The organism is Leucobacter sp. GX0328, assembly GCF_053567315.1.
In genome coordinates this window covers 1,492,348-1,506,881 of the sequence record NZ_JBSGPC010000001.1, presented here as the reverse complement: position 1 = coordinate 1,506,881, position 14,534 = coordinate 1,492,348, and the positions used below count along the sequence as shown (strand labels likewise).

General features: G+C 69.3%; 10 protein-coding genes. 5 read left to right on the top strand and 5 right to left on the bottom strand.

The genetic code is table 11. The features are described from left to right. Positions 1-6: 6 nt before the first annotated feature. The 3 genes from ACUYTF_RS06875 to ACUYTF_RS06865 all read right to left on the bottom strand — a co-directional run bounded on the left by ACUYTF_RS06875 (position 7) and on the right by ACUYTF_RS06865 (position 4,572). Positions 7-1,638 (bottom strand): LTA synthase family protein, encoded by a 1,632-nt coding sequence (locus ACUYTF_RS06875; RefSeq protein WP_449279514.1) that lies wholly within the window; start codon positions 1,636-1,638, stop codon positions 7-9. 143 nt (positions 1,639-1,781) lie between these two features. Continuing rightward, a complete protein-coding gene (locus ACUYTF_RS06870; RefSeq protein WP_449279513.1) occupies positions 1,782-3,203 on the bottom strand; it encodes an LCP family protein in 1,422 nt (473 codons plus the stop codon). Positions 3,204-3,231: 28 nt separating this feature from the next. After that, positions 3,232-4,572 (bottom strand): LCP family protein, encoded by a 1,341-nt coding sequence (locus ACUYTF_RS06865; RefSeq protein WP_434141800.1) that lies wholly within the window; start codon positions 4,570-4,572, stop codon positions 3,232-3,234. 283 nt (positions 4,573-4,855) lie between these two features. Here ACUYTF_RS06865 and ACUYTF_RS06860 point away from each other — a divergent pair, with 283 nt between their 5' ends. Next, a complete protein-coding gene (locus tag ACUYTF_RS06860; RefSeq protein ID WP_434141801.1) occupies positions 4,856-5,998 on the top strand; it encodes a glycosyltransferase in 1,143 nt (380 codons plus the stop codon). Positions 5,999-6,054: 56 nt separating this feature from the next. Here the strand turns inward: ACUYTF_RS06860 and purE are convergent, their stop codons facing one another. Next, entirely contained in the window at positions 6,055-6,585 is a 531-nt protein-coding gene (gene purE, locus ACUYTF_RS06855; protein ID WP_449279512.1) for a 5-(carboxyamino)imidazole ribonucleotide mutase, read from the bottom strand. A gap of 62 nt (positions 6,586-6,647) precedes the next feature. Here purE and ACUYTF_RS06850 point away from each other — a divergent pair, with 62 nt between their 5' ends. Together ACUYTF_RS06850 and ACUYTF_RS06845 are read left to right on the top strand one after the other, a co-directional pair. Then, positions 6,648-8,402 (top strand): DUF222 domain-containing protein, encoded by a 1,755-nt coding sequence (locus tag ACUYTF_RS06850; protein WP_449279511.1) that lies wholly within the window; start codon positions 6,648-6,650, stop codon positions 8,400-8,402. A gap of 1,792 nt (positions 8,403-10,194) precedes the next feature. Next, positions 10,195-10,680, top strand: a complete 486-nt coding sequence (locus tag ACUYTF_RS06845) for an FHA domain-containing protein (RefSeq protein WP_449279510.1) — start codon at positions 10,195-10,197, stop codon at positions 10,678-10,680. 261 nt (positions 10,681-10,941) lie between these two features. On the opposite strand, the gene ACUYTF_RS06840 is transcribed toward ACUYTF_RS06845, so the two are convergent. Next, positions 10,942-12,093 (bottom strand): 5-(carboxyamino)imidazole ribonucleotide synthase, encoded by a 1,152-nt coding sequence (locus tag ACUYTF_RS06840; RefSeq protein WP_449279509.1) that lies wholly within the window; start codon positions 12,091-12,093, stop codon positions 10,942-10,944. A gap of 167 nt (positions 12,094-12,260) precedes the next feature. Between ACUYTF_RS06840 and ACUYTF_RS06835 the strand changes: the two genes are divergently transcribed. Next, complete coding sequence (locus ACUYTF_RS06835) at positions 12,261-13,982, top strand: DHA2 family efflux MFS transporter permease subunit (protein ID WP_449279508.1); 1,722 nt, start codon at positions 12,261-12,263, stop codon at positions 13,980-13,982. Between the two features lie 10 nt (positions 13,983-13,992). Further along, the gene (locus tag ACUYTF_RS06830; RefSeq protein ID WP_434141808.1) at positions 13,993-14,493 is read left to right on the top strand and encodes a MarR family transcriptional regulator; all 501 of its coding nucleotides are present in this window, start codon (positions 13,993-13,995) and stop codon (positions 14,491-14,493) included. The last annotated feature ends 41 nt before the right edge of the window (positions 14,494-14,534 follow it).

Genomic DNA, 14,534 nt, shown 5'->3' with positions numbered 1-14,534 from the left:
TGCGATCTATTCTGCAGAGGCCCTGTCCGGGTTCGGATCGTTGGGGTCGAAGAAATCGGCATCGACGGTCTGCCCATGGGGAAGGCCCCACAGCTTCGCGTACAGGTCGCCCGAACGCGACTCCACCGCTTCGCGGTAGTAGGCGGGCCGTAGCGCGAGCATGCCCGTCTTCGCGCTCGCCGGCACCGTCGCCGAAACACCGACGCCGGCGCGGTGGTCTGCGACGTCGAAGCCGAGCAGGTCGAGCATCGTCGCGTACATGCTCAGCTGGTCGACGTCGTCGCGCGCGATCTCCGCGCCATCGGGCGCCCAGATGCGGTTGTAGATCGTACGGTTCTCGATCTTCGCGAAGTCGCGGTACTCCGACTGCGCGACGACGAACTTCTCGTGGTCGCCCAGCAGCACGACCACCGTGTCGTCGAGGTAGCCCTGCTCCTCGATGTGCTCGACGAACCCGGCGACCTGCTCCATCGAGCAGCGCAGCGCCGACGTCAGCGCGACCTCGGTGTCGGCATCGCAGTAGTCGAAGAGGTACACCGGCTCATGCGAGTCGAGCGTCAGCATCGTGAGGTTGAAGGGCCGGCCGGCCTCGTGCAGGCGGTCGACCTCGTCCTTCGCCCGCTCCATAAGCGAGCGGTCCGATGCGCCCCACTCCGACTCCTCGGTGACACCCTCTTCGCGCCAGTACTCGAGGTCGTGCACCTCGTCGAAGCCGTGCGTGCGCAGAAAGTTGCCCTTCGACGCGAACGACGCATCGGCGCCGCCGAGGAAGACGTTCTCGTACCCCGCCTGCTGCAGCACATCGCCGAGGCACGTCGCGCCGGCCATGAACTCGCTCGAGTGCGCGCCGATCTCGTCAAGGCGGCCCGCCTGGGCCGTCTGCGTGCCGCGCAGGGGCACCCCGCACTGCGTGCCGACGATGCCGGCCATCGTCCACCCGCCGCCGTCGAACTGCTTGAGGTTCTCGATGCGCTGCCAGCCCTGCGTGACGCCCTCGAGCGGTGCGAACGCGTTCTCCTCGACGTACCGCTCGTCGCCGAACGCGTTCTCGGCCGATTCGAGATAGATGACGACGAGGTTCTTCGGGTCGGGGTTCTCGGCGACGGTCGGCGCGACGTAGTAGTCGGCGAGCGAGAAGTCGGTCGTGAGCGACCGCACGTACCCGGCGAGGTCGACGGTCTGCGCGAAGAGGCCCGCACCTGCGCACAGCACGCTCACGGCAGCGAGACCGGGCAGCCACTTCGGCGTCGCATCAGCGCCGCGGCGCAGGCGGCCAGGGCGCAGATCCCTGCTGCGCGCGTTGCGCTGCACACGCCAGAGCATCGCCTTCACGGCCGCGTACGCCGCCAGAATCACCGCGGCCGGCATCACGAGCACCTGCCACGCGAAGCTCGACAGGTACCCGTCGGGCACGCCCTCGCCGCCGCCCGAGAGGTTTGTGAGCATCTGGTCGACGGTGATGAGCCCGAAGGTCGTGCGAATCCAGATGGCGGCCCCGATGAGGGCACCGCCGAGCAGCGCCCCGACCCAGCCGAGAATGCGGCGGATAGTGCGCCAAGAGCGGTGCGCGGCGCGCCGGGGTGCGGGCGACGCCGTGTCGCTCCCGCCCTTCTGCGGGCGCAGCTTTCGCAGCAACATCAGCGCACCCATCCCTGCCGTCGATCAAGCGAACACGAACCACCGGCGCACATACGCCAAACAGTCGATTGTAGGTGCGTGAACTGAGGATAAACTCAGTCGGCCCCGGCGCGGAAATCGCCGCGGCGGCGGGTGCGTCTCCCCTACTCCTCGGGAGCGGGCGAGGCTGCCGCGACGCCGTCGGCGACGAGCTGCTGAATCACGGCGTAGTCGGGCAACTCGGGGTCGACCGCGGGCGGTGCGAGCTCGACGGCGACCGGGTCGTACTCCTTCGCCTTCGTCGCGAGCGTCGCGAAGCGGCCGAGCATCGATTCGGGAATGTCGGTGCTCACGACCTCCGTGCCGCTCTTCGCGATCTCCTGGAACCGCAGCAGCACGTTTGCCGGCTTCATCTGCGCGAGAATGGCGCGCTGCAGCTCGCGCTGATGCAGCATGCGGTCGTAGTCGCCGTTCTGCAGCCCGTGGCGCACACGAGCGAAGGTCAGCGCCAACTCGCCGTTCATGTGCTGCACGCCGGGCTCGATGTACGAGTCACCATCGACCCACTCGCCCGTGTACTCGTCTTCGTAGCCGCCGAGCGGAATCGGCTGCTCCACGTTCACGGTGACGCCGCCGAGCGCGTCGATGAGCGACGAGAAGCCGTCCATCTCGATCATGACGTAGAACTGCACGGTCAGACCGGTCGCGCCCGAGACCGCATCCTTCATCGCCTCGAGGCCGGGGCTCGACCCCTTCGACACGGCGTCGGCGTACATGCCCTCGTACGACGGCGAGCCCGACTGGTCGAGCTCGGTCAGCATCGAATTGAGGTAGCCGGTGCCGTAGCAGTAGTAGCCGCCGCCCTCGACGATCTCGTAGTTGTTGACCTCGTCGCAGAACCCCTCGGGGTAGACCGGCGCCATCGGCGACGTCTCGGGGAAGGGCATGTCGGTGAGCTCGCGCGGCAGGCCGACGATCACCGACTGCCCGGTCTTCGCGTCGACGCTCACGAGCGAGATGCTGTCGGGGCGGGTGCCCTCGCGGTCGGCGCCCGGGTCGACGCCGAGCAGCAGGATGTTGTAGCGGCCGTCGACCGGCTCGACCGACGGGGCACCCGCGAAGATGTCGAGCACGCCGCGGCTCGCCGACACCACCGAAGACGCCCACACGGCCCCGCTGCTCGCGAAGAGCGTCAGCACGACCGCCACGGCGGCGACCGGGGCGCGCCAGCCCGGCGACACCTTCACGATACGGGTGAGGCGCAGCGTATCGAAGCCGAGCACGAGCCAGAGCACCGCGTAGGCGACGAGCAGCCACTGCACGACGAGCAGCACCCAGGCGTTGGTGACGACCGTCAGCGTCGCGGTCGGCGCGACGAGCATGCCGACGCCGGCGAGAACGAGCAGCAGCAGCGCGAACCCGGTCGCCGCGAGGCCGAAGCGCCCGAGCCGCCGGTTGCCGGCGAGCACCTGCGCGCTGCCGGGCAGCACGAACCCGAGAAGCACCAGCCACCGCGCCCGCTTGTTCATGAGCGGGGCGGATTCGGCGTCGGGATAGCGGATCGGCCGCTCGAGGTCCTGGCTCACGCGCGTTACTTTATCTCAGCTCGCCGCCTTAGAAGACGGTACGCCCCGAGGTGCACGTTTCTTCTGCCGCGGGCTGGCCCGTGATCGTCGACGGCAGCTGCACCGGCGCATTCGGGTCGGCGCTCGGCGTGTCGGTCGCCGGCGGGGCGATCGTCGCGGGGTCGGTCGGCACGCCCGTAGCGGGGTCGATCGGCCAGCCCGTAGCCGGGTCGACCGGCCATCCGGTCACCGGGTCGATGGGGTAGCCCGTCGCCGGGTCGATCGCGGGAGCGGTGCCCTCTGCGCCCGCGTCGGTGACGCCCTCGCCGACGGCGGTCACCTGGATCGCCTGGCCCGCCTTCACGGCATCCATGAGGATCGCGGCCGACGCAGAGTCGGGGGTGAGGCGCCCCTCCTCGTACGGGTGGGTGAAGGTCGGGTACTGCACGAAGTTGATGCGGTTCAGGTCGATGTCCTTCACCGTGCTCGCGGCCGACTGCATGAAGGGCACGCTCGCCATGTTGTCCGAGAGCGTCATGTTCTCGACCGCAGCCTTCGCGAGGCCGAACACCTTCAGCGGGTCGCCGAGCGTGTCGGCGCTCTTGAGCTGGCGCACCATCGCCGACATGAAGACTTGCTGGTTGCTGATGCGGCTCGTGTCGCCGCCGTCGCCGACGCCATGACGGGTGCGCAAGAACTGCAGCGCATCGAGGCCCTGCAGCCAGTTCTCACCGGCCGGCAGGTCGAGGCCGGTATAGGGATCGCTGATCGGTTCGGCCAGGCACACGCCGACGCCGCCGATCGCGCTCGTCATATCGATGACGCCGTCGAAAGTAATGAGGCCGGCATAGGGCACGTCCATTCCGGTGAGCGACGAGATCGTCTCGGCGACGCAGGGCAGGCCGCCGACGCTGAGAGCGCTGTTGATCTGCTGCTCGCTCATCGCGGGCGTGTATTCGGGCTCGCCGTTCGGCCCCGGGCAGCTCGGAATGGGCACCATCAGGTCGCGGGGGAAGCTGATGACGGTCGCGTTCTGGTGGTCGGCCGAGACGTGCAGCAGCAGGTTGACGTCGTTGAGCTCGCCCTCCTCGCCGTCGTCGAGCACCGAGCCGGCACGGCTGTCGGAGCCGACGAGCAGCACCGTGAACTCGCCCTCGAGCGCCTTGCCGTTCAGGTCGACCGTGTCGACGCCCGGCTCCTTCGCCAGCGTGACGGTGTTCAGGTCTTGCGTCAGCCCCCACACGGCGTAGGCGACGGTCGCGACCCCGCTGAGCCCGAACGCGATCACGCCGGTGAGCAGCAGCTTGAGGCCGTTCGTCCAGGCGTTCGACCGGCGCAGCTGTCCGTGCCTGACGCGGCCGAACTGCTCACCTTCGCGGCTTCTGCTCATCTGTCTATATGGTCCCATCGTGGCACGGGCGCGGGCCCGTTCGATTCTGCTGCTGGCGACCGGGGTGCCGGCCTGCGCCGCTCCCGGCGCGAAAGTACGTGAAGAATCTACCCGACCTTCTTTGGGGAATACCGAGAAGAGCACGGGGAGGTCACAATTCGACGTTCTCGGCGAAGCACGCGATATTCCCAGCCGCGCACTCCATAGAATGAATCATGGATCAGGTGTCACAATCGATGCACTTCGATTCACATGTACAGGCGCAGTTAGAGGCGGGAGACCAGTGACAGCACTCACGCTCATCGCCGAGCCCTTCCCCGACTGGGAGGCGCCGCAGCATCTCGCAGCGGCCCGCGACCTCACCATCGGGGTCGCCGCCACCGCGCCGCGCGCCTGCAGCGCCCGCTACCTCGCGTCACGTGGAGCGCACATCCCCGAGTTCTCCTCTCCGCGCATCCGCGCCGAGCACCTGCCTGTGCCCGCGAAGTCGCTGCCGCTGATCTGGCGGTCGGGGTCGGCCGCGCGCCCGCTCGATGGCGAGTTCGTGCACGCCGTGACGCCGTTCGTGCCGCTGCGCCAGCGCGATGACGACGACGGCTCCCAGAACACCGTCACCATCACCCATGGTCTCGCATGGGAGGCGCCCGAGCTGCTCGGCGCCTCGCAGGCCCGCCTCTACCGCAGTTTCGTGCGCCGTGCCGCGAAGTACGCCGATGCGATCCTCGCGACCTCGCACTCCGTCGCCAACCTGCTGCAGCAGCACTACGGCGAGGACCTGCCCGTGCAGGTGCTGCAGCTCGCGACCCCGCAAGAGTTTCTCGAGCCGGTCGACCGCGCCGAGCGTGCGGCGGCCCTCGGCCTGCCCGAGCAGTACGCCGTCACCACCGCGACTCGCGGCGACCACGGCCGCCTCGAATGGATCTTCGACGCGCTGCGCGCCAACGGATCGCTGCCGCCCGTCGTCGTGCTCGAAGGGCTCGACCCGACGGCGCCGGTGAAGCCCGGGCCGAAGCCCGCCGCGAATGCCGCCCCCGGCGAGCAGGTCGAAGAACCGGCGATCCCTGTCGACCTCGCCGGCCGCGTGCTCATGGTCACCCCACGCGACCTCAGCGACGTCGGCGCCGCCCTCGCGGGCGCCTCGCTGCTGCTGCAGCCGCAGAGCTACGCCACGACCGGATACACCGTGCTCGGCGCGCTCACCGCGAGCGTGCCCGTGCTGCACGCAGGCCACCCCGCCACGACCGAGCTCGTGATCGACGCCGGCATCATCGCGGAGACCTCCGGCGACTTCGGCGCCGAGTTCACCCGCCTCATGGGCGATGCCGAAGAGCACGCCCGTTACACGGTGCTCGCGCTCGACCGCAGCCGCGCCTTCAGCTGGCACAACACCGCCTGGCAGCTCTGGGAGACCCACGCGAACCTGTAGCTCGCGCCGGGCCCGGCCCGAGCTACGAGTTCTCCCGTAAGCCTTTCCCCCGGAAGCTATTCGGCTGCGATGCGCGCCTGCAGCGCAGCGTTCTTCTCCGCGACCATGTCGCTGAGACCGCGCGCGTAGTCGTCGAGCTGCGTCGCGAGCTGCGTGTCGGTCGCGCCCAGAATACGGGCGGCGAGCAGACCCGCATTCTTCGCGCCGCCGATGCTCACGGTCGCGACGGGGATGCCGCCGGGCATCTGCACGATCGACAGCAGCGAGTCGAGGCCGTCGAGCTTCGCGAGCGGCACCGGCACGCCGATGACCGGCAGCGTCGTCATCGACGCGACCATGCCGGGCAGGTGCGCCGCGCCGCCCGCGCCGGCGATGATCACCTTGAGCCCGCGGCCCGCTGCGTCGTGCGCGTACGACACCATCTTCTCGGGGGTGCGGTGCGCGCTGACGACCTCGACCTCATGCGCGATGCCGAAATCGCGCAGCACCTGCACGGCGTCGCTCATCACGTTGAAGTCGCTGTCGGAGCCCATGATCACCCCGACGAGCGGAGTCGTGCCGGCGGTGGTCGATGCGGGTTCAGTCATGGGAATATCGTAGCCGTCCGCTGCCGAAACCGAATGTCGGTGGCATGGTTCATCATCGAAGCATGGACATCTTCACCGACCTCACGACCCGGGTCGTCGCCCTGCGCGACCGGCTCGGCGAGGTCGCGCGCACCGAAGATCTCCCGGCCGCCGTCGCCGCGCTCGACGACGCGGCGATCGTCGAAATCATCACCGCCGTGTCGGGCCTCACCCGCACCATCGAGCAGATCGGGCTCGCAGCCACCGGCGTCGCGAGCGCACGGTCGACGCGCGCGGCCGGGCACTCAGGGCTCGCGCAATCGCTCGGGCACCGGTCGCCGGTCGCGCTGATTCAGCACGCGACCGGGGCGACCCGCGGCGAAGCCCTGCGCCAGGTGCGCGTCGGCGAGTCGTTGCTCGAGGCGTTCGGCCCCGGCGCCGGGCCCGTTTCGGCTGCCGGGGCCGGGGCTTCCGGTGAAGTTGACCGGTCGGTACTGCCGGGCGAAACCGCCGGCCCGCGCCCCGAGCTCTGGCACGCCCCGCTGCGCCGCGCACTCACGGCCGGCGAGATCTCTTCCGCCCAGTTCGATGCGATCAAGAAGGGGCTCGGCGAGCCGCCGCTGCCCGCCGACGCTCTGCCGGATGCGCTCCCTGCTGCGCTGACTGCTGCGCAATCAGGCGATGCACAATCTGGCGATGCGCAGTCTGGCGATGCATCGGAGGCGTCTGCCGCGCACACGGCCGCCGTGCGCGAGGCCTGGTCGCAGGCGGCAACGGCGCTGCTCGAAGAGGCCGAGCACAGCACCGCCGAAGAGCTCGCCAAGTCCGCGCGCAGCCTGCGCGATCTGCTCGACCCCGATGGGGCGAACGCGCGCTTCATGCAGCGCTACGAGGCCCGCTCGTTCCGCATGTGGATCGATGCGGAGGGGCAGCACCGCGGCAGCTTCGTCTTCGATGACGAGTCGGCGGCGATGCTGCGGTCGGTCATCGATGCCGCGCTGCGCCCGCGCCGCGGCGGGCCCCGCTTCGTCGACCCGAATGAACGGGCGCGCGCCGACGCGCTCATCGCCGACCCGCGCACCAACGATCAGCTGAGCTTCGACCTCATGATCGATCTGTTCAAGGCCGGCGCCCTCGCCGATGCGAAGACCGTGCTCGGCGCGAAGCAGGCCGGTGTGCGCATCGTGCGCGTCGTCCCGCCCGCCGTCGATGACGCGACCGGCGCGGCCTTCGGTGCCGGTACTGATTTCGGCGCAGCTGCCGGCAATGCAACCGGCGGAGCTTCGCGGGGCAGCGCGCACTGCGAAGACGGGCTCGCGACGATCCCGACCGCCGTCGCCGACCAGCGCATCTGCGACTCGGGCACCGTCACCGTCGACGTCGCCCCGAACGGCGACCCGCTCAACCTCGGCCGCGAACAGCGCCTCTACTCGTCGCGGCAGCGCATCGCCCTTTCCGTGCGCGACGGCGGGTGCCGCTGGAACGGCTGCGACCGCCCCGCCTCGTACTGCGAATCGCACCACATCGACCACTGGGTCGCCGACGGGGGTCGCACCGATATCGACCGCGGGCTGCTGTTCTGCAGATTCCATCACCTCCAACTGCACAACCGCGGGTGGAAGGTGACGCGGCACGGGCTCGGCCCGTTCATGCTGCATCCGCCCGATGGCGGCGACCCGATTCCGCTCGAACGACGTGCGACGCTCGACTACGCCCTCGCCGATGCCTTCGCAGATGCGTTCGCCAACGCACTGTCACCGCCCGGCACGGGGCACGGAACCGGCATCGGCATCGGCATCGGTCTCAGCACGAGCATCGGCAACCGAAGGGCTGCGTGAGGAATCGGGGCTGTCTTTCTGAGGACGCCCACGAAGCTGCGGGGCGAAACTCTCGGGTGCGCGAGGCGCTGTCTCAGCACATCGACGACAGTGCATGTCTCGTGCTCTCATGCCTCCGTTTTCATGTCTCAGTTCTCATGTCACAGTTGCCTTTCCTCTGGCCGCATGATGTGCGGGCTGCGCTTCTCCCCCGTAGACTTTCGCCATAGGGCGCGCACAGAGATCGACGTGCAACCCCTGAAGCGAAGTCAGATCACAGCAGATCGCGCGCACGGTTCGCCCGTGAGCGCCGGGAGATTCTCCGATGTCACAGCCGAACCCGCCGCACCCCCAGGCGTGGGAGCACCCGGAGAACGCTGCTGCGAATGCCCGGTCTTCTCAAGACGCGCAGGAGCAACCTGAGCCCGCAACACCTCCGCCGCCACAGCATCCGCATCCACAGGCCCTGCCGCCGCAGGCAATGCCGCCCCAATCCATGCCACCTCAGGCCCGCCCTCCTCAGTCCGGCCCACCGCATGCACCGCATGCAGCGGTACCTCCTGCAGCAGCGCCGCCCGGGCCGCCGCAGGTTCAGCCTCAACAACCGCAGCCCCAAGAACCGCAATCGCCGCGATCGCAATGGCAGGGCCAGCAGCAATGGCAGCCGCAGCAGTCTGCACCCCTGCAACCGGCATCCCAACAACCGGCACCGCAGCAACCGGCACCGCAGGCTCCGCAGCTGGCGCAGTGGTCCCAGCAGGCTCGACCCCAGCAGGCACCGCAGCTTCAGCAGGCGCCGCAGCCTCAGCAAGCACCGCAGCCTCAGCAAGCACAGTGGCCCCAGCAGGCACCGTCATTCCAGCAAGCACAGACCCAACCGCAGCAGTACCTCCCGCCGGCCCCGCAGCCCCCGCACGACCGGCAGCAGTTCGCGCGCCCGGCCGAACAGCTGCCCCCGCAGTCACCGATACAGCAACCCTCACCTGCACCCCCAGCGCCCCAGGCCCCCGCGCCTCAAGGATTCGCACCTCAGGGATTCGCGCCTCAGCAGCCTGCGCTTCAGCAGCCAGTGCCTCAGGCTCCGGGCCAGGCTCATCCACACACGCAGCAATTCGCACCTCCGCACTCAGCGCCTCAACAGTTCGCGCCCCCGACGCACTCCCCTCCGCAGTTCGGGCAGCCGCCTCAGGCGCCGATGCCCACTTCGGAACTCCAGGGAGACCCCGCCGCAGCCGCGCCTGCCCCTGGCAAGCCCCAGGAGCGCAAGCAGCGCAAGGCCCGACCGGCGCCCCCGCCCGCGCCGAGGCCCGCGCCGCGATCCCAGCGCGAGGTGAGCGATGTTCCCCTGGTGCTCCCAGGGCCTCCATTACTGACGACCCGCACTCCTGAGCCCGCCGTCTCCGAACTCGACCCCTCGATGCCGGTCCCGTCCGATCCCATCGAGGCCGAGCCAGCGGCTTCCGGGCCGACCCCGCCGGAACCCGCTCAGCCTGGCCTCGCAGAACCCGCCGCACCGGCATCGCAGCCACCGGCGCCTCGACCGCAGGAGCCTCAACCGCAAACGCCTCAGCCACCGGCGTTTCCAGCACCGGCACGGCCTCAGCAACCGATGTCAGCGTCTCCGGTGGCCTCGCCCACACCTGCACCTGCACCTGCGGCAGCGGCGCCTACGGCCCCGGCTCCGGCTCCGGCTCAGTCACCAGCACCAGCATCGGCACCAGCACCGGTCGAGCAGGTGCAACCGCCCCAACCTCAATCGCAGCAGTCGGAGCCGAAGCAGTCGGAGCCGCAGCAATCAGAGCCGCAGCGCTCGATGTTCGCCGCCCCGGTCGCGCAGCAGCCCGCTCAGCCGAACGTGCAGCCGGAGCCCCGGCCCGAGCCGGCAGCCGCTCCCCCGGCAGTCGATTTCGACGACGAAGAGTTCGAGGCGACCATCGTCATCCCGCGCAGCAACACCGCGACGCGATGGAAGCTCATCGACCTCGACGGCACCGCGTACGCGCTGCACGTCTCGAACGTGTTCGGCCGCAACCCGTCGCCGCAGGATGCCCCCGAGAAGGCGCAGCTGGTGTCGCTCTCCGATGCGGAACGCGTGCTCTCGCGCACGCACGCCCTGCTCGAGGTCGACGGCGACACCCTCTACGTCACCGACCTCGATTCGACGAACGGCACCGACGTGATCGACGCCGACGGCGACCTGCTGCTCGAATGCGAACCCCGTGTACGGGTCGCAGTGCCGGCAGGGGGCAGCCTCAGCCTCGGCGGCCGCGACGTCACCTTCGAAGATCCCGGCGCTTGACCGCGTCCGAATAGCAGTGTGCAGCCCCGCCGCTCACGCTCAGACCGAGCGGTCGGACTTGCCTACCACCTGCGACGAAACTGACACGCCACTAGCGACCAAACTCACATCGGGCCAGCGACCAAACTCACGCACGGCCGACCGAGATCCGCATGAGTACGCCGAGTATCGAGGACCTGGGCACCCGCCCTCGATGCACGTAGTGATGCGGTATTCGATCGGCTCGGTTCACACCGCCGGCGTCACGTATGGACCGGCCTATCAGTCGAACATGGCGGCGGCGGCGCGCGCCTCCGCGAGCACGGATTCAAGCTCGTCGCCCGTCACCGTCACGTGCCCGACCTTGCGGCCCGGTCGGGGCTGCTTGTCGTAGCTGTGCACCTTCGCGCCCGGGTGGGCGGCGAGCACCTGCGCGTAGCGCATCGGCATCGGACCTTCTGCGGGGCCGCCGAGCACGTTCACCATGACGGCCGCCGGGGCGGTCATGGCGGTGTCGCCGAGCGGCAGATCTGCGACGGCGCGCAGGTGCTGCTCGAACTGGCTCGTCACCGACCCCTCGATCGAGAAGTGGCCCGAGTTGTGCGGGCGCATCGCGAGCTCGTTCACGAGCACACGGCCGTCGCGGGTCTCGAACATCTCCACCGCGAGCACGCCCGTGACCTGCACGCCCTCGGCGACGGTCACGCCGATGCCGGCGGCGACGTCGAGGTTCTCGGGGTTCTGCACGGGTGCCGGAGCGAGCACCTCGGCGCACACGCCGTCGGCCTGGATCGTCTCGACGACGGGCCAGGTGCGAATCTCGCCGCTCGGGCGCCGCGCGACCAGCTGCGAGAGCTCGCGCACGAAATCGACGAGCTCTTCGACGAGCAGGCGACCGCCTCGGCCGTCTTCGGCGAGAGTCGCGAACCAGTCGCGCACCTCGGCCGCGCTCGAGACGACGCGCACGCCCTTGCCGTCGTAGCCGCCGCGCGCCGTCTTCACGACACCGCGGCCGCCGTGCGCATCGATGAAGGCCTGCAGCTCCGTCTCGTCCGAGACCGCGGCCCAGTCGGGCACGGGGACGCTGAGCTCGCCGAGCTTCTCGCGCATGAGGATCTTGTCCTGCGCGTACTGCAGCGCGTCGGGGCGCGGGTGCACGGCCTTGCCGCGGCGCTCGAGCTCGCGCAGAATCTCGCCGGGCACGTGCTCGTGGTCGAAGGTGACGACGTCGACGGTGTCGGCGAAGGCGTACACCGTCTCGGGGTCGCGGTAGTCGCCGACCATGTCGGCCGCGCGTGCGGCGCTCGATCCCTCTGCCTCTGCGAGCACGCTGATGCGCAGCCCGAGATGGATCGCCGGAGGCACCATCATGCGGGCGAGCTGCCCGCCCCCGATGACGCCGATGTTGATGCTGCCGCTCTCGCCCAAAGCCATGCCCCCTATTCTGCCCTACCGACCTGGTTCCATTCTTCGATGCCGGAATGCGGCAGCCCGCCGCGCCGCAACCCGCTCGACCCCGATGGTTGACGTGCATCAACCATTCACGTATAGTTGACGCTCATCAACCAATTCGTCCGTTCCGGAAGGATCCCGTCACCTCGATGACCCAGACCCAGCAGATGCCGCCCGCGGGCGTGCTCACCGGCCGCGCCAAGAATCTGGCGCTCACCGGCCTCTTCCTCAGCATGTTCGTCTCGATGCTCGCGATGAACGTCGTGGGCACGTCGATGCCCGTCATCATCTCGGACATCGGCGGCACCCAGGCCGCCTACACCTGGGTCATCACCGCGACGATGCTCGCGAGCGCCATCTCGACCCCGATCTGGGGCAAGCTCGCCGATCTCACGAGCAAGAAGGTGCTGCTGCAGCTCGCCCTGATCGTCTTCACCCTCGGCTCCGCCCTCGCGGGCATGGCGCAAGACCCCACCTGGCTCATCGTGTTCCGCGTGTTCCAGGGCCTCGGCGCGGGCGGCCTCGGCGCCCTCGGCCAGATCGTGCTCGCCGAGATCATCAGCCCCCTCGAACGCGGCAAGTACATGGGCATCATGGGTGCCGTCATGGCCGTCGCCACCGTCGGCGGCCCCCTCATCGGCGGGTTCTTCACCGACACCATCGGCTGGCGCTGGAACTTCTACGTCGCCGCCCCCATCGCCGTCGTCGCGATCATCATGCTGCAGCGCACGCTGCACCTGCCGACGCTCAAGCGCAAGATCAGCATCGACTATCTCGGCGCGGTGCTCATCTCGACCGGCTTCTCGAGCCTGCTCATCTGGGTCACCCTCGGCGGCCAGCAGTTCGAATGGTGGTCGTGGCAGACGCTGGCCATGGTCGGCGGCGGCATCGTGCTGCTCGCGCTCGCCGTGGTCGCCGAGTTCAAGGCGGAAGAACCGCTGATCCCGCTCACGCTCTTCAAGAACCGCACCTTCACCATGTCGGTCATCGCGAGCCTCGCGGTCGGCCTCGCCATGTTCGGCACCGCCGTCTTCCTCGGCCAGTACATGCAGCTCGCCCGCGGCCGCTCGGTCATCGAATCGAGCCTGCTCACCATGCCGATGATGGGCGGCGTGCTCATCTCGTCGACCGTCGTCGGCCAGATCATCACGCGCACCGGCAAGTGGAAGCGCTACATGATCATCGGCGGCTTCGGTCTACTCGCCGGCCTCCTCATGATGGGCCAACTGCGCTACGACACCTCGTACTGGTACGTCGGCATCTCAATGTTCGTGCTGGGCGCCGGCGTCGGCATGACGATGCAGAACCTCGTGCTCGTCGTGCAGAACACGGTCGCGCCGACCCAGATGGGCGCCGCGAGCTCGGCGGTCACGTTCTTCCGCACCATCGGCGGCACCGCCGGCATGTCGGCCATGGGCGCGATGCTCGCGGGCCAGGTCGCGCAGTACATCAAGGACGGGCTGGCGCAGCTCGCCCCGACCGACCTCAAGGGCGCCGAGGTGCTCTCGGGCGGCGTACTGCCGAAGGTCTCCGAGCTGCCCGCCCCCATCCGCGAGGTCGTCGAAGCGTCGTACGGCATGGGCATCGGCCACATCTTCCTCGCCGCCGCCCCGATCGCGGTCATCGCGCTCATCGCCATCGCGCTCATCCCGAACATCCCGCTGAGCACGAAGAGCAACTCCGAACTCATCGCCGAGATGCAGGCGAAGCGGGCGAAGAACGCCGGGTCGGGCGACGCCGCGGGCGATGTCGCGGGCGATACCGAGACCGACGCCGAGCGCGCCTCGGACCCGGTGCTGCTCGACGCGTCGACGGGGTCGATCACGCTGCCGACGCACCGGCCGTCGAACGCGGCCGGGTCGAAGCGCTAGGCTCGCGATCATGAGTCACGACGCCGATGTGATCTCCGAGATCATCGTCGAGTTCTCGGAGATCTTCGCGTTCGCCCGCACCCGTTGGGCGAAGTACGCCGAAGAGACCCATGAAGACCTGCGCGGCGCGGGCATGATGGTGCTGCAGCTCGTCACCCGCAAGGGCCCCATCACCGCGACGGGCATCGGCCAACTGCTCGTCATGGACAAGGCCGTCGTGAGCCGCCAGATCACGAAGCTGCGCGAGCTCGGACTGGTCGAGGCCGAGCCCGCGGCCGAAGACCGCCGGGTCGTGCTGCTCACCGCGAGCGCCCGCGCGAAGGAGCTGCTCGAGGGGCTGCACCAGCAGTGGGCGCACACCTATCACGAGCGTTTCGCCGACTGGAGCTCGGCAGACCTCGAACAACTGCGCAACGGACTGCACCGCTTCAACGCGTCATCGGATGCGCAGCGCCCCGACGGGCCCGCGCGCCGCTGCGCCGAAGGCCACCGGCACGAACCGGAGGCATGACGCCCGGTGATCCCTGGGCCGCCCGCTGTTCGAGAGCGGCT